This window comes from Kribbella sp. NPDC051137, assembly GCF_040682535.1.
GTDB lineage: Bacteria > Actinomycetota > Actinomycetes > Propionibacteriales > Kribbellaceae > Kribbella > Kribbella karoonensis.
This window is the reverse complement of the sequence record NZ_JBFBBI010000005.1, coordinates 912041-931121: the sequence shown is the minus strand read 5'-3', so window position 1 is coordinate 931121 and position 19081 is coordinate 912041. Positions and strand designations below refer to the sequence as shown.

The 19081-nt window shown below is 69.5% G+C and carries 20 protein-coding genes; 11 read left to right on the top strand and 9 right to left on the bottom strand.

What is annotated here, in order from left to right; all coding sequences use genetic code 11:
- Window positions 1–110: 110 nt before the first annotated feature.
- Window positions 111–833 (bottom strand): alpha/beta hydrolase, encoded by a 723-nt coding sequence (locus AB0M51_RS30510; protein ID WP_363751497.1) that lies wholly within the window; start codon window positions 831–833, stop codon window positions 111–113.
- A 138-nt stretch (window positions 834–971) separates the two neighbouring features.
- Here AB0M51_RS30510 and AB0M51_RS30505 point away from each other — a divergent pair, with 138 nt between their 5' ends.
- The 3 genes from AB0M51_RS30505 to AB0M51_RS30495 all read left to right on the top strand — a co-directional run bounded on the left by AB0M51_RS30505 (window position 972) and on the right by AB0M51_RS30495 (window position 5366).
- Entirely contained in the window at window positions 972–3710 is a 2739-nt protein-coding gene (locus AB0M51_RS30505) for an AAA family ATPase (RefSeq protein WP_344188944.1), read from the top strand.
- Window positions 3711–3789: 79 nt separating this feature from the next.
- Window positions 3790–4581 carry an alpha/beta hydrolase gene (locus AB0M51_RS30500; RefSeq protein WP_344188945.1) on the top strand — a complete coding sequence of 264 codons (792 nt, stop codon included), beginning with the start codon at window positions 3790–3792 and terminating at the stop codon, window positions 4579–4581.
- A complete protein-coding gene (locus AB0M51_RS30495; RefSeq protein WP_344188946.1) occupies window positions 4578–5366 on the top strand; it encodes an SDR family oxidoreductase in 789 nt (262 codons plus the stop codon). The genes AB0M51_RS30500 and AB0M51_RS30495 overlap by 4 nt, the downstream gene beginning before the upstream one ends.
- A 126-nt stretch (window positions 5367–5492) precedes the next feature.
- Here the strand turns inward: AB0M51_RS30495 and AB0M51_RS30490 are convergent, their stop codons facing one another.
- On the bottom strand, window positions 5493–6221 hold the full coding sequence (locus AB0M51_RS30490; RefSeq protein ID WP_344188947.1) for a DinB family protein: 729 nt from the start codon (window positions 6219–6221) through the stop codon (window positions 5493–5495).
- Window positions 6222–6316: 95 nt separating this feature from the next.
- On the opposite strand from AB0M51_RS30490, the gene AB0M51_RS30485 reads away from it, so the two are divergent.
- Both AB0M51_RS30485 and AB0M51_RS30480 read left to right on the top strand, forming a co-directional pair.
- Window positions 6317–7225 (top strand): acyltransferase domain-containing protein, encoded by a 909-nt coding sequence (locus tag AB0M51_RS30485; RefSeq protein WP_344188948.1) that lies wholly within the window; start codon window positions 6317–6319, stop codon window positions 7223–7225.
- A complete protein-coding gene (locus AB0M51_RS30480) occupies window positions 7216–7977 on the top strand; it encodes an alpha/beta hydrolase (protein WP_344188949.1) in 762 nt (253 codons plus the stop codon). The genes AB0M51_RS30485 and AB0M51_RS30480 overlap by 10 nt, the downstream gene beginning before the upstream one ends.
- Here the strand turns inward: AB0M51_RS30480 and trpD are convergent.
- Entirely contained in the window at window positions 7974–9023 is a 1050-nt protein-coding gene (gene trpD / locus AB0M51_RS30475) for an anthranilate phosphoribosyltransferase (RefSeq protein WP_344188950.1), read from the bottom strand. The genes AB0M51_RS30480 and trpD overlap by 4 nt on opposite strands.
- Before the next feature lie 202 nt (window positions 9024–9225).
- On the opposite strand from trpD, the gene sigJ reads away from it, so the two are divergent.
- Window positions 9226–10104 (top strand): RNA polymerase sigma factor SigJ, encoded by an 879-nt coding sequence (sigJ, locus tag AB0M51_RS30470; protein WP_344188951.1) that lies wholly within the window; start codon window positions 9226–9228, stop codon window positions 10102–10104.
- Here sigJ and AB0M51_RS30465 read toward each other — a convergent pair.
- The gene (locus tag AB0M51_RS30465; RefSeq protein WP_344188952.1) at window positions 10043–10816 is read right to left on the bottom strand and encodes an aminoglycoside phosphotransferase family protein; all 774 of its coding nucleotides are present in this window, start codon (window positions 10814–10816) and stop codon (window positions 10043–10045) included. The two genes, sigJ and AB0M51_RS30465, sit on opposite strands and share 62 nt — an antisense overlap.
- A 64-nt stretch (window positions 10817–10880) precedes the next feature.
- On the opposite strand from AB0M51_RS30465, the gene AB0M51_RS30460 reads away from it, so the two are divergent.
- On the top strand, window positions 10881–12149 hold the full coding sequence (locus AB0M51_RS30460; protein ID WP_344188953.1) for an FAD-binding oxidoreductase: 1269 nt from the start codon (window positions 10881–10883) through the stop codon (window positions 12147–12149).
- A 4-nt stretch (window positions 12150–12153) separates the two neighbouring features.
- Here the strand turns inward: AB0M51_RS30460 and AB0M51_RS30455 are convergent, their stop codons facing one another.
- Both AB0M51_RS30455 and AB0M51_RS30450 read right to left on the bottom strand, forming a co-directional pair.
- Window positions 12154–13080 carry an SH3 domain-containing protein gene (locus tag AB0M51_RS30455; protein ID WP_344188954.1) on the bottom strand — a complete coding sequence of 309 codons (927 nt, stop codon included), beginning with the start codon at window positions 13078–13080 and terminating at the stop codon, window positions 12154–12156.
- 210 nt (window positions 13081–13290) lie between these two features.
- The gene (locus AB0M51_RS30450; RefSeq protein WP_363751491.1) at window positions 13291–13938 is read right to left on the bottom strand and encodes a helix-turn-helix domain-containing protein; all 648 of its coding nucleotides are present in this window, start codon (window positions 13936–13938) and stop codon (window positions 13291–13293) included.
- A 55-nt stretch (window positions 13939–13993) separates the two neighbouring features.
- Between AB0M51_RS30450 and AB0M51_RS30445 the strand changes: the two genes are divergently transcribed.
- On the top strand, window positions 13994–14506 hold the full coding sequence (locus tag AB0M51_RS30445; protein ID WP_363751489.1) for an ester cyclase: 513 nt from the start codon (window positions 13994–13996) through the stop codon (window positions 14504–14506).
- A 64-nt stretch (window positions 14507–14570) separates the two neighbouring features.
- Window positions 14571–15326 (top strand): enoyl-CoA hydratase/isomerase family protein, encoded by a 756-nt coding sequence (locus tag AB0M51_RS30440; RefSeq protein WP_344188956.1) that lies wholly within the window; start codon window positions 14571–14573, stop codon window positions 15324–15326.
- Here the strand turns inward: AB0M51_RS30440 and AB0M51_RS30435 are convergent.
- From AB0M51_RS30435 to AB0M51_RS30425, 3 genes are all read right to left on the bottom strand, one after another.
- Entirely contained in the window at window positions 15319–15654 is a 336-nt protein-coding gene (locus AB0M51_RS30435; protein ID WP_344188957.1) for a YciI family protein, read from the bottom strand. The two genes, AB0M51_RS30440 and AB0M51_RS30435, sit on opposite strands and share 8 nt — an antisense overlap.
- Window positions 15655–15724: 70 nt before the next feature.
- Window positions 15725–15880, bottom strand: coding sequence for a DUF6131 family protein (locus tag AB0M51_RS30430; protein ID WP_344188958.1), 156 nt, complete (start codon window positions 15878–15880; stop codon window positions 15725–15727).
- A 10-nt stretch (window positions 15881–15890) separates the two neighbouring features.
- Window positions 15891–17312 carry an MFS transporter gene (locus tag AB0M51_RS30425; RefSeq protein ID WP_344188959.1) on the bottom strand — a complete coding sequence of 474 codons (1422 nt, stop codon included), beginning with the start codon at window positions 17310–17312 and terminating at the stop codon, window positions 15891–15893.
- Window positions 17313–17492: 180 nt separating this feature from the next.
- Between AB0M51_RS30425 and AB0M51_RS30420 the strand changes: the two genes are divergently transcribed.
- Both AB0M51_RS30420 and AB0M51_RS30415 read left to right on the top strand, forming a co-directional pair.
- The gene (locus AB0M51_RS30420; RefSeq protein ID WP_344189592.1) at window positions 17493–17846 is read left to right on the top strand and encodes a YciI family protein; all 354 of its coding nucleotides are present in this window, start codon (window positions 17493–17495) and stop codon (window positions 17844–17846) included.
- Window positions 17843–19069 carry a DUF6596 domain-containing protein gene (locus tag AB0M51_RS30415; RefSeq protein ID WP_344188960.1) on the top strand — a complete coding sequence of 409 codons (1227 nt, stop codon included), beginning with the start codon at window positions 17843–17845 and terminating at the stop codon, window positions 19067–19069. Before AB0M51_RS30420 ends, AB0M51_RS30415 begins: the two co-directional genes overlap by 4 nt.
- The last annotated feature ends 12 nt before the right edge of the window (window positions 19070–19081 follow it).

Here is a 19081-nt window from a genome sequence, read left to right as displayed (position 1 = left end):
GAGCATCCAGCCCACCACGCCTGTCGCCGATCACCCGAGACACGTGTCGCCTATGTCGTGAGACACCTGTCGCCGATGTCCTGAACCACAACACCACGCCCTCCGCTGTGTCAGGTGTCTGCTGTCACGGACCTGGCCGCTTCGAGGATGGTCTCGGTGACGGCTGCCGGTTGCGACAGCATGACGGCGTGCGAGGAGGCGACCGAGCCGAGGGTTGCGGCGGCTCGTTGGGCCATCCAGCGTTGGCCGTCCGGTGGGATCGCGTTGTCGTGCTCGGCGATCAAGGCCCAGGACGGCTTGTCGTGCCACGCGGGGCGTGCGGCCGCGACACCGGTCAAGGCGCTCAGTGACAGCGGTCGCTGCTCATACGACATCAGCCGCGTCTGCTCCTCGGGGAGGTCGGCGGCGAAGACCTTCGCGAAGTGCTCAGTGGTGATGTAGAGATCATCGCCGTCGTCGAACGGCCGTTCGAGCGTCGTGTCCGGCCCGAGCAGGCCGCCCGCAAATCGCTGCGGGTCGAGGACGGTCGCGATGCTCTCCCCTTCGTCAAGGATGTACGCCGCCACGAACACGAGCGCCGCGACGCCGGCCAGGTCGCGGGCCGCCTCGCCGATCACGGCACCGCCGTACGAATGACCGACGAGGACGACGGGCCCGTCGATGGTCGCCAGGATGCTGCGGACGTACCGGGCGTCGCCGGCGAGCCCGCGAAGCTGGTTGGGAATCGCAATGACCGGGTACTTCGCGGCATCCAGTGCCGCGATGGTCGCCGACCAACTGCTGGAGTCGGCGAACGCGCCGTGGACGAAGGCAATCGTGGGTCGGCTCGTCATCAAGTGCTCCTCGGAGACGGAGGTCGGGATTGTTTCCTCGACCCTCGTCCGGCCGGTGGGCGCACGCTTGAGGACGATGACTGAACCAACGACTGCATCTGCTTGGCCGGAACGCATCTGGCAGCGCATGCTCTGTTCATGACGGTGACCGGTGTCGGACGGCTCTTCGGTCGCGAGGGGGTTCTGCGCCAGCTGCAGCACTATCTCGACGAGGTGGACGGCGGCGGCGACTCGATCGGACTCAGCGGTGAGCCGGGCGTCGGCAAGAGCGCCCTGCAGGCCGGGATCGCGACGTACGCCGAGGCCGCGGGCTTCACCGTGCTGCGCGCCCGCGGCATCCAGTCGGAGTCGCAACTGCCGTACGCCGTACTGCACCAGTTGCTCGCACCGGTGCTGCCACGCCTGTCAGGCATGCCGGCACCCCAACGACAGTCGCTACTTGCCTGTTTCGGGCTGGTCGAGGCACGCGACGTCAATCCGTTCTTCACCTCGCTGGCGGTGCTGGACCTGCTGGTCGAGGCGGCCGCCGAGGCTCCGGTCCTCGTCTGCCTCGACGACCTGCAGTGGATGGACCGCGCCTCCGTCGACACCCTGGCGTTCATGGCCCGACGGATCGCCACGGAGAGGGTGGTTCTGCTCAGTACGTCGGCATCGGAGTCGTGGCTTCTCGGCGACGATCGGACGACCACCTGGATCCGGATCGAGGGACTGCCGGCGGACGTCTCGCACTCCCTGTTGCGGTACCACGCACCCGACCTGAACCAGGCGTACCGCGACCGGATCGTCGCGCAGGCCGCCGGCAACCCGCTCGCGCTGATCGAGTTCGCGAGTACGCCGGAGACCGGTACGGACGAGGAACTGCCCATGACCACGCGGCTGGAGCGCGCCTTCACCGCTCGCGCCGACGAGCTGGATCCGGTCGGCCGCGCGCTGGCCGACGTGGCCGCGTTGGACGACGGCGACGAACTCGACCCGGTGCTCGCCGCGGCCGCGGTCGTCGCCGGGACCGCTGTCGACACTGACGCCGTACGGCGGGTGCTCGACGTCGGCCTGCTCACGCTGTCAGGGCCGAACTACGCGATCGCCCATCCGCTGATCGGCTCCGCACTTCGCCGCGCGATGACGCATGACCGGCGGCGGCAGGTGCACGCCGCGCTGGCGACGGTCCTGTCGGGTGCGGCGGACCGAGCCGTCTGGCATCGGGCCGGTGCGGTGGCCGGGCGTGACGAAGCCGTCGCCGCGGAGCTCGAACGAGCGGCGGCCGAGGCGCAACGCCGAGGAGCGTTCGCGACCGCGTTGTCCAGGCTCGAGCGAGCGGCGGCACTCAGCCCCGACCCGCTGGACGAGGCCGCACGGCTGATCAGTGCTGCCGAACTGGGTTACCAACTCGGACGGTTCGCCCAGGTCGAGCAAGTGACCTCCCGGGTCGCCCGGACAACCCTGCGCCCGCGGGATCGGTCCCGGCTCACCCGGCTGACCGGTGTCTTCCACGACGGCGCGACCAGTGAGCCGACCGAGATCCGCCACCTGGTGCAGCTGGCGCGACGCGCTTCCGGCGAAGGCGACGCGGACCTGGCCATGCAACTGCTGTTCGGAGCCGCTCGCCGGGTGTGGTGGCGCGATCCGGGTGACACGGTACGGCGGGACATCGTCAGCGCCACGCACGATGTTGCGGTGCCGTCCGGCGATCCCCGGGTGCTGGCCGTGCTCGGCCTCGCCGACTCGCTCGAACTGAGCGCGTCGGTCATCCACCAGCTGGACCTGACACCGCCGGACGACGGTGACCGGGCGGACGTCGCCGCTCTGCTCGGCATCGCGGCGTTCTGCGCCGGTGACTTCCTGCGCGCGGAGTCGTTCCTCTCGACCGCCGTCCACGACCTGCGCGCCGACGGGCGGCTGAGCCTGCTGGCGGAGGCGCTCGCGATCCGCTCGTGGGCAGAGATCAACCTCGGTGTCTTCGACGCGGCCCGGTCGGCCGACGAGGGCGTCCGGCTGGGGGACGAGACCGGCCAGCGGGTGTGGGCCGGTACGGCGCGGATCGCAACGGCATTCATCGACGCCGTCGGCGGACGCTGGGGTACGCCGCCCGCGTTCCTCCTCCAGGCCGAACAGACGGCACTTCAACTACCGAACGCGAGCTCGTCCCTGCTGGCCGGCGCGCAGCTCGCCCGTGGCCTGGGAGAACTCGCCGCGGATCGACCCAGCCAGGCCTACGCGGAGCTGCATCGCGTGTTCGTACCCACCGACTCCGCGTACCAGCGGGTGCAGCAGCTGTGGACGATCAGCTACCTCGTCGAAGCGGCCACCCGCAGCGGCGTTCGTGACGAGGCGCGGAGTGCGGTCGACGCCCTCGAGTCGCAGGCCACAGGTTCCCCCGCGATCGGTACGACGATCGCGCTGGAGTACTGCCGAGCCGTGCTGGCCGACGACGCGGCCGCCGAGGACCTGTACCGTGACGCGCTCTCCGGTGCGGCGCGCCCGTTCCCCTGGCACCAGGCTCGGCTGCAGCTCGGCTACGGCACCTGGCTGCGCCGTCAGCGACGGGTCACCGAGTCCCGCGATCCGCTGCGTGCGGCCCGAACCGCCTTCGACGCGCTCGGTGCCAAGCCGTGGGCGGCGCGCGCCGACCAGGAACTGCGAGCGACGGGTGAGCGCGGCTGGCAGCCGACCGCCAGCGGGCGCGATCAGCTGTCCCCACAGGAGGCGCAGATCGCCGAACTTGCCGCGCAAGGGCTGTCCAACCGAGAGATCGGCCAGCGGCTCTTCCTGTCCCACCGCACGATCGGTTCGCACCTCTACCGGCTGTTCCCCAAGCTCGGCGTCACCAGCCGCCAGCAGTTGGCCGGCGTACTCACCGATCGGCAGTCATCCGACTGAAGCGCGCAGCGTCTCGGCAGCCATAGCGTCGCAGCTACCGCGGTGCGCTCCGGCACCCGGCACGACGAGGGAGCCGACAGTGGGAACATCCGTGCTTTTCATCCACGGGCTGTGGCTGCACGCCACGTCGTGGGAACCGTGGCTGGAACGGTTCCGCGACGAGGGGTACGACGCACAGGCACCGGGCTGGCCGGGCGACGGCGAGACCGTCGAAGACTCCCGCCGGGACCCGGAGGCGATCGCGGACCACGGTATCGACGACGTGGTCGCACACTTCGCCGGCATCATCGAAAGCCTGCCCGAACCACCGATCCTGATCGGTCATTCGTTCGGCGGGATGATCGCCCAGAAGCTCCTCGGGCAGGACCGTGCCAAAGCCGCGATCGCCATCGACGCCGCCCAGATCAAGGGCGTACTGCCGGTCCCGCTGTCGGCACTGCGTGCGACGCTGCCGGTGTTCAAGAACCCGGCGAACAAGCACCGGGCCGTCTCCCTGACCGCCGAGCAGTTCAAGTTCGCCTTCGGCAACGCGGTGTCCGACGAAGAGTCCGCCCAGCTGTACAACCGCTGGACCATCCCCGCGCCCGGCCGGCCCCTGTTCGAGGCGGCGGCGGCCAACTTCACCCCGCACTCGCCTGCCGAGGTGGACACGGCGAACCAGGGGCGTGGTCCGCTCCTGCTGATCGCCAGCGGGAAGGACCACACCGTTCCCGAGGCGGTGACCCGGGCGACGCTGAAGCAGTACCGGCACTCCGACGCCGTGACTGAACTGAAGGACTTCCCCGACCGCGGCCATTCGCTCGTCATCGACTCCGGGTGGGGCGAGATCGCCGAGACCTGCCTCGGCTGGCTGCGAGGGCAGGCACTGTGAAGCTCGGCCTGGACGGCAGGACCGCCGTCGTGACGGGTGCCGGCCGGGGCATCGGACTGGCCGTCGCTCGTGCTCTCCGAGACGAAGGTGCCTTCGTCGGCGCCGGCTCGCTCAGTGGTTCCGCGGAGCTGACCTCGTTGACGGAGGACGGCCGTACGGTCTCGGTGCTCGGCGATCTCACGACGACGGCGGGCTGCCAGGCGCTCGTGGACGAAACCGTGAATCGCTTCGGCGGCATCGACATCCTCGTCAACAACGTCGGCGGCGTTCGGCCGCGCACCGAGGGATTCCAGGCGACCACGGACGCCGACTGGCAGTGGGCGCTGGACGTCAACCTGCTCTCCGCCGTACGGGCGACGCGGGCGGCACTCCCGCACCTCATCCGCTCGGCGCCGTCAACGATCGTCACGATCTGCTCGGTCAACGCCACACTGCCGGATCCGGGAGTGATCGACTACAGCGCCGCGAAGGCGGCGCTTCGCAGCTTCTGCAAGTCGCTGTCCAAGGAACTCGGTCCTGCCGGCGTCCGGGTCAACACCGTCAGCCCTGGCCCCGTGGAGACAGCACTCTGGCTCGGACCGGGCGGGGTCGCGGAGACGCTCAGCCGGGCGCAGGGCGTGGACGCTGCCACGGTCCGTGAGGCCGCCGTCGCCGATACACCCACGAGGCGGTTCACGCATCCGGACGAGGTCGCCCAGGTGGTTCTGCTGCTTGCCTCGTCCACCGCAGCCAACATCACCGGCGCCGACGTACTGATCGACGGCGGCATGGTCACCACGATGTAGGCCCGGCACCTGTCAGTCGCTGGTAAGCGGTTCGTAAGCGCGGCTCCCTACCGTCGTGAGCAGGAGGGGAGGGATGACGATGCTCACGGACAACAAGGACATTTGAGGGCTGGGCTGCCGGCGGGCTCAGCCAGGCTCGCCGGCGGCGAGGGTGTCGAGGTCGCGGGTGGCGAAGCGGAGGTGTTCCCATTCTTCGCCGAGGATCACGTGCAGGCAGGAACGTGTGGTGTGGGGATGCGGGCCGTGGGGGCTGGTGCGGGCAGCGTCGAGTTCGTCCGAGGTGATGGTGGCGAGGAGGTCGCGGACCATGGCCATCCGGCCGGCGCGGGCCTCGAGGACGTCGGCGTACGGCGCGGTGTCGGCCGGGTCGGTGCCCTCGGCGTAGCGGATGCCGAGGGGGTGGAAGTCCTCGCGTCCGAGGACGGAGCGACCGATCCACATGTCGGTGGCGTGGACGAGGTGGCGCTGGGTCTTGGCGAAGGACCACTCGCCGCCGACCGACGCGTCGACGGTGCCGTCGGGCATGCTCGCGGCGCGGTCGCAGGCCGCGGACCAGGCCTTTTCGACGGCGGCCCAGGCGGCGCGGAGTCCGTCGGGGTCCGCGGCGCGGCGCTCCGACCGGCCCGGGAACCGGCGGTCGAGCTCGGCCTGGACGTACGGCGCGACCTCGACGCCGTTGACGACCAGACTCGCGCCGGCCTCGGCCAGCCACGGCGCGTCGATGTCCGTACCGCCGATGTCGACGCCGCGCATCACCACGTCGGTCAGGTCGCACTCGACGAACCGTGACCCCTTCAGGTTCGCGTCCGCGAACTCGGCTCCTCGCAGGTCGTCGGACTGCCCGAACTTCGCCATTCCTACTCCTTCGTCAGCTTGTCGCGGCGAGCCTAACCGTGACCTCGGACACAAAAGTCGTGACGGGACGCTCCGGCCCGTGGTGGGCTCGACGGATGGATCTGATGATCGAGAACGCCGAGAAGATGCTGGTGTACTGCGGGGTTGCCCAGGACGACCGTCGTGCGATGCTCGCCGCGCGCCCGGACCCGGAGCGGGAGCCGGAGTGGTGGGAGTTGACGTCGACGCTGGCCGCCGAGGTCGAGCGCGACCTGGGCCTCGCCGTACCGTCCACAGGCTTCACGAGTTGGCCGACCGTGCCGGAGGACGCTTCGCCGACAGGCTTGTTCGCGGCCGCGTGGGCGTTGCTCGCGAATCTGCCCCGGCTGCGCGAGCTTCACGCGGAACGCGGCGTACCGGAGGAGGTGACCGTGGCGACAGTGTCCGCGCTCGGCGGAGTGATGGGGACGCACCGGCACATCCACGGACGTCCAGGCGTCGGGCTGATGCCGCTGTGGAGCCCGCCGCTGCGGTTCCGGGGTGCTGACTACGAGATCGGTCGGCATGCGTTCACGCGTACGCACCTGGGGATCGGCGACGGTGTCTCCGGGCATCTACTGTCGCTGCACATCCCGCCGATCGGCCCGCTCGACGCGCACGAATCAGAGGCGTCCGTTGCCGCAGCCGTGGAGTACTTCGGGCGCTGGTACCCGGAAGAGCCGCTGGCCGGCATCGTCTGTCATTCCTGGCTTCTGGACCCGCAACTGGGCGAGTACCTCCGTCCTGACTCCAACATCATCCGTTTCCAGTCCCGCTTCGACCTGCTCCCGTACCTGCCGCCAGACGACCCCACCGAGGGTGACCGCGAGCTGATGCGCCTCGGTCTGCACCTCCCAACACCTCCTGGGCCCCTGGACCTCACGGTTGTGCCTCAAGACACCACCCTGCGGCGGGCGTTCGTCGAACACCTACAGGCCGGTCGCCACTGGCACCTGCGGACAGGCATGCTGAAGACATGGAGCTGACGATTCCGGTGGGGCAGGACACGGTGTGGACCGAGCACCTGGCGGGTGACGGCGTACCGATCGTGCTGCTGCACCCAGGCATCGGAGACTCCCACGTTTGGGACCTGGTGCTGCCAGGGCTCGACGGTCGCCGTGTCCTGCGGTACGACGTCCGCGGCTACGGCCGATCGCCTGCGCCCACGGAGCAGTTCTCGCTGCTGCACGACCTGGAGACAGTGCTCGACCAGCTGGAGCTGGAACGAGTCCTGCTCGTCGGCTGTTCGATGGGTGGCGGTACGGCGCTCAGCTACGCCCTGGCTCACCCGGAACGCGTCCACGGGCTGGTGCTGTTGTGCCCGGGCGTACCTGGCTTTCCCTGGCCGGAGGAGCCCGAACTCGACGCACGGTACGACGTACTCGCAGAAGAGCGGGACGTCGACGGTCTCGTGAAGCTAGGTCTCCGGGAGTGGGCGGCCGCGGGCTCTGACGACGCCGTGGTCGCCCAGTTGCGGGCAGCCATCCCGGCGTGGTTCGACCAGGACGAGTACCTGCAGCAGGAGCCGCCCGTCTACGACCGCTTGCAGGACATCAAGGTTCCCTCGGTGGTCATGGTCGGTGACAAGGACCGTCCGATCCTCGCAGCCGTCGCCGGTGGTACGTCGGCGCGGATCCCCGGCTGCGAGTTCGTCTGGATGCCCGGTGTCGACCATTTCCCGAGCCTTCGCGAGCCGCAACTGGTCACGGAAACCATCCTGCGCCTCGCCGGCGACTAAGACGCCGGACAGGACGCTAACGACCGGCTGGTCCAACGATCCAGTACTGCGGCCGCTCGCCCGCTGTCCACGGCCTCCCGACAGCGCTCGAAACAGTCCGGCAACTGCTCCAGGCCCGAGTCCAAGCTCAGCGTCGCCAGCGCGGCAGCAGCATTCAGCAGTACGACGTCCCGCACCGGCCCGCGCTCCCCGGCGACCAGCCCGCACAACAGCCGCGCGTTGAACGCTGCGTCGCCGCCACGGAGCTCTGCGAGCGAGGACGGTCGAAGCCCGAGCGAACGCGGGTCGAAGACCACCTCTGACGCAGACCCGGCATGTACCACCCACAGCCGCGAGTACCCAGTAGTCGTGAGCTTGTCCAACCCGTCGTCCCCCCGAGCGACCAGTGCCGACCTGCCCTGTGCAGCAAGGGCTTCTGCGAGGACCGGAAGCATCCGGGCGTTGGCGACTCCCACAAGTTGGTGCTGCGGGTCAGCAGGGTTCAGCAACGGTGCCAGCACGTTGAGTGCAGTGGGTACGGCCAGCTCACGTCGTACGACGGCTGCCGCGCGGAGCGCCGGGTTGAACCGTGGCGCGAACAGATAGGTCAGGCCGACGTCGGCCGCTATCTGTGCTGCGTCGGCCGGCGACAGGTCGAGTGGAACGCCCAGGTGCTCGACCAGGTCGCTGGAGCCTGCGGCTGACGACGAAGCGGCTCGGCCGCCGTGTTTGACCACAGTCACGCCGGCAGCGGCGACCACCACCGAGGCCATCGTGGAGATGTTGGCCGCACCGGTACGGTCGCCGCCCGTGCCGACGATGTCGACGAACGTCCCGTCGATCCGCACCGGCGTCGCATGCGAGCGCAGGGCAGTCGCCAGACCGCTGAGCTCGTCCGCGGTCTCGCCCTTGGCGCGGAGTGCGATCAGGAACCCAGAGATCTGAGCCGGGGACGCCTCGCCCAGCACCAGCTGGTCCATGGCCCAGCCTGTGTCCGCAGCCGACAGGTCGGAGCCGGCCAGGAGCGCGGAGATCAGACCGGACCACGTCCGGAGCGTTGTTGCCATCGGCATTCCTCAGGGTGCGGGGCCGCCCACGAGGAGAACATGACAACGGCCGCCTCGCAGGAGACGGCCGGGTGGGTACGCGCGGGATCAGGCCGTCTGGTCGACGGCCCACCACATACCTGCGCGCTGGAACATGCCTTCACCTTACCCTGGCTGTCACATTGTCGCGGGCCGGTCCTTCAGGGCTCTGAGGAGGGCAGTAGTGAACGAGCATGAGCAGTTGGCGTTGCGGTTCGAGGAGAACCGCGGGCACCTGCGGGCAGTTGCTTACCGGATGCTCGGGTCGCTGGCGGAGGCAGAGGACGCCGTACAGGAAGCCTGGCTGCGGTTGAGCCGGACCGACGTGAGTGACGTCGGCAATCTGGGCGGCTGGCTGACCACGGTGGTGTCGCGGGTGTGCCTGGACATGTTGCGCAGCCGTAAGTCGCGGCGCGAGGACGCGTTGGACACGTACGTCCCGGACCCCGTCGTGAGCGAGTTGGGCCCGGAGGACGAGGCGGTGCAGGCGGATTCGATCGGGCTCGCGTTGCTCGTCGTACTGGAGACGTTGTCGCCGGCCGAGCGGCTGGCGTTCGTGCTGCACGACCTGTTCGGGGTCGGGTTCGACGACATCGCGACGATTGTGGACAAGTCGCCGGCCGCGACCCGGCAGCTGGCCAGCCGGGCGCGGCGTCGGGTCCAGGGTGCGCCGGCCAGTGACGGGGACATCGGCCGGCAGCGGGCGATCGTCGAGGCGTTCATGGCGGCGTCGCGGGGCGGGGACTTCGAGGCGTTGCTGGCGTTGCTCGACCCGGAGGTGCTGCTGCGTGCGGACGCGGGTGCGGCGAGTGCGCAGTACGCCGGTCCGGCTGTGTCGAAACTGGTGCGCGGGGCGAAGGCCGTCGTGGAGCAGGCGCTCATGTTCAGCCGGATGGGTCCGTACCTGCAGGTTGCGCTGGTCAACGGGACGCCTGGGCTGATCACCGTGGTCAACGGTCGGCTGATGAGTGTTATGGCGGTGACCGTCACGGACGGGCTGATCACCGAGCTGGACATCCTGGCGGACGTGGAGCGGCTGGAGGTTGTCCCGCTGCCAGCCTGAGTACGCGGCGGGCCTGGGCTTCCGCTGTCCCTGGCGGGTTCCGGTGGGCGCTGGGGCCACCAGGGCCGATCAGTGTCAGCCAGAAGCCCGACCACAGCCGACGCGCTGCCTGGAAGCGCCGCGGGTCGGGGGCGAACCGTCGTACCAGCGGTGCGGGGTCGGCGTTTCGCCAGGCAAGGTGCTCGACGAGGTTGGCCAGCTCCACCGTGCGGTCGCCCTGACCGGAGTCCTCGAAGTCGATGATGCGGACGCGGACGCCGTCCCAGAGGTAGTTGGCGAGGTTCGGATCGCCGTGCGCCAGGACCGGGTCCCGGGTTGTGAGGTGTGGCGGTTCGTCGGCGAGCCAGGTGCTGGCGGCTTCCGCGATGACGCCTTCGGTGGTGGCGAGGGATTGAAGGCCGGTGCGGGTGCGTTCGACGAGCGGTGTCAGGTCGATCGGCTCGAGATCTTCGGTTGGAGCTGACCAGAGGGTCTCGAGTGCATCGCCCAGAGCCGCGAGTTGGGCGGGGGCGAGTGGGGCGGTCAGAGGGTGGCCGGGCACGCGGGTCATGCGAAGCCAGTGTGCGGAGGTCGCGAGTGGGGTTGGGGTGAGGCCGGGAGCTGCCCGCGAGAGGACGGACAGCGCCGTCCATTCGCGGGCGGGTTCGTCCCGGGACCAGGACGTGTAGTGCTTGGTGACGGTGGTCCCGGTGACTTCGATGTCGTGGGTCATGTCGATATCAGAGCTTTCTCTTCGACGTATGGGCAGGAGCTGATACGGCGAGGGAGTGGACCGGATGTCGACGCAGGCAGTGGTGGCGGGTGCGCGGGATGTGGTGGCGGGGCTGTTGGGGGCCGGGTTCAACGGGGCTGTCCGGCTGCCGGGTGAGGCGGAGTACGACGAGCAGCGGCGGTCGGTGATTCCGTCGGTGGACTCGCGCCCGCTCGTGGTGGCCGAGGCATACGGGCGGACCGACGTACAGGCGGCCGTACGGACCGCTCGGGAGTACGGCGTCCCGATCGCGGTGCAGGCGACCGGGCACGGGACGCGGGTACCGGCGGACGGCGGGATCCTGCTGAAGACGACGTCGATGACGACCGTGCTGATCGACCCGGAGCGGCGGATCGCGAAGGTCGCGCCGGGTGCCCGCTGGGGCGCGGTGCTGGACGCCGTCCGGCAGTTCGGGCTCGCGCCGTTGTCCGGGTCGCACCGCGACGTCGGCGTCACCGGGTACACGCTCGGCGGCGGCGTCGGGTGGTTGGCCCGCAGGTACGGCTTCGCGGCCGACAGCGTCGTACGGGCCGAGGTCGTCACCGCCGACGGGCGCCTGGTCACCGCGAGCGCCGAGCAGCACCCGGACCTGTTCTGGGCGATCCGCGGCGGCACCGGCAACTTCGGCGTGGTCACCTCGCTCGAGTTCCGCCTGTACCCGGTCCGCGAGGTGCACGCCGGCATCGTGTACTACGGCATCGACCGCGCCGCCGCGATCCTCCGCCGGTACCGCGACTGGACCGCGACGATCCCGAACGAGCTGAGCACCGCCGTGGTCCTGACCCGCGTCCCCGGCACCGAGCAGCGCGCCGTCGCGATCAAGGTCCTGTACGCCGGACCCGCCGAGCTCGCCGAACACCTGCTGAAGCCGCTCTTCGCCACGGCCGGCCCGCGCCTCGCGGGCGAGCTGCGGACGATCGAGTACGCCGACGCCGCGATGGGCGGCACGCCCGCGCGGCACCTGGACTTCCTGGACACGCTGACCGACGAGGTCATCGACGTCGTCGCCGAACTCGAGGACGCGACGGTCGAGGTCCGGCACTGGGACGGCGCGATGGCGCACCCGGGGCCGGGCGCCGGACCGGTCGGGCACCGCGCGGCGGCGTACTCGCTGATCATCGACCGCGAAGTAGCCGACCTGCCCTGCTCGGGACGGACGTTCGTGAACTTCCTCGGCGACCCGGGCCGCGCGGACACGGCGTACGACCCGAAGGACCTGCGGCGGCTGCGTGAGGTGAAACGGGCCTACGACCCGGCGAACCTGTTCCACCTCAACGCGAACATCCGCCCCTGACAGATCAGACCGTGCCGGAGTTGCCGTAGACGGACACGTGCACGTGGTCGTAGTGGTTGGCGGTCGCGCTGCCGCGGTCCGGCATCGCGCGCCATCCCTCGCTGCTGCGCTGCACCGTCCAGATGTGCTGCTCCCAGATCAGCTGGCTGACGCCGAGCTTCTTGTAGTTCGCCTTCAGCCAGTCGGCGATCGCCTGGCCCTCCGACGAGCTGTTGATCATGATGTCCACCGCGTGCCCGGTCGCGTGCTCGGACCCGGTGTCGCCGGCCCGGAGACCGCCGTACGACGTGATGTCCGGATACATCGCGCAGATCGCCCGGTGCACCCGGATCGCGTCCGGGGTCAGGCCGTCCTCCATCGCGGAGCCGGACTTGCAGGCGGCCTGCGAGATCGCGCCGGCGACGGCGTCCGCGACCGGCTTGGTGGCGGACAGGTACTGCGACTTCACCCAGCGGGACTTGCCGTCGCTGACGACCTCGGCGTACAGGCCGTCGACCTTGCCGGTGACCGAGACTTTGGTGCCCTTCGGCAGCACGTCCAGCAGGATGCCGGTGAGTGGCAGGGACCAGAGGTTCACGTCCGTGGTGGTGTACTTCGTGCCGGTGATCGCCGGCGGCGGCGCCTTCACTTCCTGGCTGGCGCGGGTCTTCGCGGCGGTCGGCTTCGGGATCGGCGCCTGCTTCTTCAGGTGCTTGGCCGTCGGGCTCGCGGTCGGCTTCGGCGTGCTGCTCGGCGTTGCCATGGTCGGATTGATCGGCGGACGCAGGGCGTCCCGGCTGATCGTGGTGTCGCGCGACAGCTGCAGGGACGAGCTGGCGACCGACGGATCGAGCTGAACGTGCTGGCTGGGGAACGCGACCGCCGAACCGGAGGCCACCATCGCCACTGCCGCGCCCGGGATCGCAACCTTCACGATGCCCGGCTGCAACACCTTCGGACGGGACTGACGGTGTCGCGCCTGACTATGTCGACCTGCCACTTCGAGACCCAATCTGCCGAGACCAAAACGTTATCGACCGGAGGAGTCAAGCACACATCGCCACGCCGGTTCGAATCGCCCTCGACTCTTAACGCATTACGAACATCCACAGGCGGGCCTCCGCCGTGATCTGCCCGCTATCCGGAAGTAATCGGTTCGAGATCAAACGCTTGGTGGACAGAGCGTCGCCGTGATCGCCGTGACCAGGTGGTCGCCGTACTGCTCCGGAGTCCAGCCGCGCTGCAGGACGAGCAACTCGTAGAGCTCGACCGAGATGTAGGTGTAGAGCACGTCCGCGACCTCGTCGGGCGTGATGCCCGGCCGCAGGTCGCCGGTCTCGAGGAAGTGCCGGCCGAGGATCGTCATCCCCCGCAGCCGTTCGTCGAGCACGGACTGCCAGGTCGCGCGGAGCGTGTCGTCGCCGTGCCGTCCGTCGCGGATCGCGATCTGCACGCGGGCGGACCGGGTCTGCCGCGAGACGGCGCCGGCGACGTACCGCTGGATCTTCCGGCGGACGTCGGGCTCGTCGAGGACCTGCTTCGTCTCGGGTCGGTCCATGACCGGGACCGGCTCGTCGTCGCCGGCGATGACGAAGTCGAACACTGCCTTGGCCAGCGCGGCCTTGGTGCCGAAGCCCTTGTAGATGCTCTCCGCCGAGACACCGGCCTGCTTCGCGATCGCACTGATCGTGGTCGCCTGGAACCCGTCCGCCTCGAACAGCGCCTGCGCCGCGATCACCACGTCCAGCCGCCGCTGCCGGGCTCGCTCGCGCCGCCCGGTGGCGTCGTACGGCCTCTTGACTTCCGTCATCCTCGATCCCATGCTTTTGGGTACAGTCAAACTGTATCAAATTAGGTGGGGGACGATGGACATCACCACAGTGGGCGAGATCGCGGTGCGCAGCATCCACATCATGGCCTCCGGGGAACGCGCCGACTTCGACGCTCTGATCCACCCCGAAGGCGTCAACCGCGAGGCCGTGGCCGAGCCGCCGGCCTGCCGCGTCGTCGGGCCGGCCGGGTTCTACGCGACCGCGCTCTGGCTGCGGACCGCCTTCCCGGGGTTTGTGCACGAGATCCACGAAGTGGTTGCTGACGGCAACCTGGTGGCAGTGCACGCGACGATGCGCGGCAGGCATGCCGGGCCGTTCGTGAACTACGCCGCGAGCGGCGAGGTCGAGGCGGTGTTCCCGCCGACCGGCCAGGAGTTCGCGACGACGCAGTCGCACTGGTTCCGGGTCCGGGACGGGAAGATCCTCGAGCACTGGGCGAACCGGGACGACCTCGGACACGCCAAGCAGGCCGGGTGGATCCCGCCGTCGCCGGTCTATCTGCTGCGGATGGCGCGCGCCAAGTCCCGTGCCCGGCGCGCCGCCTGAATCACACGGAGGGGTGTGATCCAGGGCGCGGCGGACCGGATGCGGTTGCTGGTTGACTGCGCGGGTGGAACTCCGGGTTGAGCGTGGTGTGGTCGCGCGGCTGGTGATCGATCGGGTGGCGAAGCGGAACGCGTTGACCCGGGCGATGTGGAAGGAGTTGCCGGGGCTGCTCGCCGGGTTGGCGGTCGACGACGAGGTCAAGGTGCTGCTCGTGACCGGGGAAGGGCCGAGCTTCTCGGCCGGGGCCGACATCCGGGAGCTGATCTCCGATGCCGATCCCGACGACCCGATGGCGGAGCTGCGGGCGGCCAACCTGCGCGCCCAGGCCGCGCTGCGGGAGTTCCCGAAGCCGACGGTGGCCGTTGTGCGCGGGCACTGCATCGGCGGTGGTCTGGAGATCGCGGTGAACTGCGACTTCCGGTTCGCCGCCCCGGACGCGAGCTTCGGCGTGACGCCGGCCCGGATCGGTGTCGTCTACCCGCCGGCCGCGATCAAGGTGCTGCTCGACCTCGTCGGTCCGGCCACCACGAAGTACCTGCTGTTCAGCGGCGAGTTGCTGACCGCCGACGAGGCCACGCTGAAGGGCCTGGTCGATCGGGTCGCCGACGACCCGATGGCGGCGGCCGAGGCGTTCGCGGCGACGCTGGGGTCGCGGTCGCAGCTGACGATCCGTTCGGCCAAGGAGTCCGTCAACGCGTTGCTCAGCGGCGCCGACCCGGAGCCGGCCGCGGTACGGCGGTACCGCGAGACGATCGCGTCCGGCGAACTCGCCGAAGGGATCGAGGCCTTCACCCGGAAGCGGGCCCCGAAGTTCAGATGACCGTGGCGCGCAGCTCGACCCGGTCGCCGACCGCGGCCGACACCCGCCCGGCGAGCGCCTGCGCGTGCTCGTCGTCGGCCGCGTCGACCAGGTAGAACCCGGCCAGCTGCTCCTTCGCCTCGCCGAACGGACCGTCGGTGACCACCTGCCGGCCGTCCCGGATCTGCACGATCCGCGCTTGCTCCGGCGGCATCAGGCCTTCCGAACTGATCAGCTCGCCGGAGGTCGCCAGCTCCTGCTCGAGCGCGATCAGCCGCTTGAGCGCCGCCTCGTCCTCGGCGGTCCACTGCCGGTCGGTGCTCCGGAAGATCATCACGACGTACTTCATGAGGTCACCGTAGCCACCGGGACGGACAGAACCCCGCGGACCGGTCCGCGGGGTTCCGGGGTTCGCCCGATCAATACCAGTAGCGTCTGCCGCCGACCGCCCGTCCGGTCGCTCCGAGGATCCAGAAGACCGCACCGACAAGCAGCAGGATGATGCCGACCGTCCACAGGATCGAGATGTTCAGAACGAACCCCAGGATCAGCAGGATCACTCCGACGATGAGCATGGGACCTCCTTCAACTCGGCCGCCTGGTGGCGACAGCTTTCCGGTGCCCACTGTCCGCGCCGCGAACCTCCAACAGTCGTTTGACCAGCAGGCATCCGGCGACGCCGATCGCGATGAACACCCACACGGTCGCGAACGCGATCCGGTATCCGTGGGTGAGCGCGAGCGGCGTGGTTCCCGACGTACCGGCGGTGGCGACGGCGGAGACCACCGCGACGCCGACGGCGCCGCCGATCTGGAAGCTGGCGTTCTGCAGACCGGACGCGACGCCGGCGTCCTCGCCCGCCACGTCGCTGAGCGACGCGATCGAGCCGGCGACCGTACCGGCACCGAGTCCGGCGCCGAAGATCGTGAGACCCCAGAACGCCAGCTCGAAGTACCCGGACGTCACGGTGAGCCGGGTCATCAGCGTCGTACCGACTCCCGCGACCAGGAGCGACACGAACGCGACCGTGCGTGGTCCGACGCGGGTGACGAAGTGCTGGCCGACCATGGATCCGCCTACTGCTGTTGCCGCGAGTACTGCGGACATGAGGCCGTAGCGAACTGCTGACGCACCGAGAGCGAGCTGTGCGTACTGCGTGTACACGAAGTTCAGGCCGAACGCCGCCAGCCCCCAGCTGATCGTGATGAGGTTCCCACCGACCAGTGCGCGCGAGCGGAAGATCCTCAGCGGCACGAGCGGTGCAGTCGACCGCTTCTCGACGTAGACGAACAGCACGAACAAGAGGGCCGACAACAGCACCAGGAGCACCGTGCTGGTCACAGACGACGCAGGGGCTTGGATAACGGCGTACACGAGCACAATGAGCGCCGCCGTGACCGTGACTGCACCTGCGATGTCGAAACCACGCCGACCAGGTCCACGGCTGTCCTGCAGCAGTAGAGGTGCGAGTACGACGACCAGCACGCACACCGGCGCGTTGATGAAGAAGATCCACTGCCAGCCGAGCCCGTCGGTCACAGGGCCACCGATCAATGAGCCCGCAGTACCTCCCACGCCACTCGTCGCGCCCCAGATCCCCAGTGCCTTGTTGCGGTCCGGCCCCGACGGGAACGTGGTCATCACGATCGACAACGCGCTGGGCGCCAGTACGGCGGCCGCAGCGCCCTGCAACCCGCGGGCGAGCACCAGTGCGTCGCCGCTCCACGCGAACCCGCACAGCAGGGAGGCCGCAGCGAACAGCAACAGCCCGGTCATGAACACGCGCCGGCGTCCCAGCAAGTCGGAGATTCGCCCGCCCAGCAACAGCAGGCCGCCGAACATCAGCGCGTACCCGCTGGGCACCCACTGCACGCCGCCGGTCGAGAACGTCAGCTCCCGTTCGATCGACGGGATCGCGACCAGCACGATCGACGAGTCGAGGATGATCATGAACCCGGTCAGACACAGCAACGCGAGCGCCGCCCAGCGCTTCGATTCCAGCACCATCAGTCATCTCCAGTACGGCGGGACACCCCGGCTGAGCGTCACTCGCCCGGTACGTCGGTGCCGACCTGCTGTACTTCGACATAGCGGGCGTTGTCGAAGTACGGCCTACCTGCTTCGACGTACCTGGTAACTGGAGGTCACACCGGCCTCCGCTGGGACAGGATGGTGTCTGTGAAGTACATGCTGCTGATCTACAGCAACGCCGAGAGCTGGGAAGGCCTGTCCGCCGAGCAGCGCGAGGGCCTGGTGCAGGCGCACGAGTCGCTGGCCCAGGAGCTCACCGACCAGGGCCTGCTGGTCAGTGCGGCCGGCCTGGCGGACCCGATCACGACACGGACCGTACGGGTGGTCGACGAGACCGCGACGACCACGGACGGACCGTACGCCGAGGCCAAGGAGCACCTGGCCGGGTTCTACCTGGTGGAGTGCGACGACATCGACCAGGCGATCGGGTACGCCGCCCGGCTGCCGGACGCGGAGTATGTGGCCGTGGAGGTGCGACCGGTGATGGACATGTCCGGGTTGGAGATGTGAGCAACTTCGAGCTGCTGCTGAGGGAGCAGGCGCCGCAGGTGCTGAGCGCGCTCGTCCGGCACTACGGCCACTTCGACCTGGCCGAGGAAGCCGTACAGGAGGCCCTGCTCGCGGCCGCGCAGCAGTGGCCGGAAGAGGGCGTGCCGGACAACCCGCGCGGCTGGCTGATCCGGGTCGGCTCGCGGCGCCTCACCGACCTGCTCCGCAGCGAGTCGGCGCGACGGCGTCGGGAGGAGAACGCGGCGCAGCTCGCCGCGCCGGAGGAGTTCGTTGCCTCGGGCCCCGAGATCGACGACCCGGGCGGGCGGGACGACACGCTGACGTTGCTGTTCCTCTGCTGCCATCCGGCGTTGTCGGCGGCGTCGCAGATCGCGCTGACCCTGCGCGCCGTCGGCGGTCTCAGTACGGCGCAGATCGCGGCGGCCTTCCTGGTCCCCGAATCGACGATGGCGCAGCGGATCAGCCGGGCGAAGCGGAGCATCAAGCAGGCCGGCAGCACGTTCGAGATGCCCCCGGAGGGGGAGCGCGACGAGCGGATGGGCGCCGTACTGCATGTCCTCTACCTGATCTTCAACGAGGGCTACACGGCCTCGTCCGGTACGTCGTTGCACAGCGCGGAGCTCACGACCGAGGCGATCCGGCTGGTGCGCGGCGTCCGGAAGCTGCTGCCGGACGACGGCGAGGTGGCCGGGCTGTTGGCGTTGATGCTGCTCACCGACGCGCGGCGGGCGGCTCGTACCGGTCCGGACGGGGCGCTGATCCCGCTCGCCGAGCAGGACCGGTCGAAGTGGGACCGGGCCGCCATCGTCGAGGGTGAGGCGCTGGTGAGCGATGCGCTGTCGCGGACGCAGCTGGGGCCGTACCAGGTGCAGGCGGCGATCGCTGCCGTCCACGACACGGCCGAGCGCGCGGACGCGACGGACTGGCGCCAGATCGTCGCGCTGTACGACGTACTCGAGCAGCTGGTCGACAACCCGATGGTGAAGCTCAACCACGCGGTAGCGGTCGGTATGGCGGTCGGCCCGAAGGCAGGTCTCGCCGTACTCGAGCCACTCGCGTCGGATGACCGCATGAACCACCGGCTGGAGGCTGTACGCGCGCACCTGCTCGAGATGGCGGGTGATCTGGCTGCTGCGCGGGAGAGCTACCTGTTGGCGGCACGGCGTACGACGAGTGTGCCGGAGCGGCACTACTTGCAGTCGAAGGCGGACCGCTTGGCGTGAGATGTTGGACTG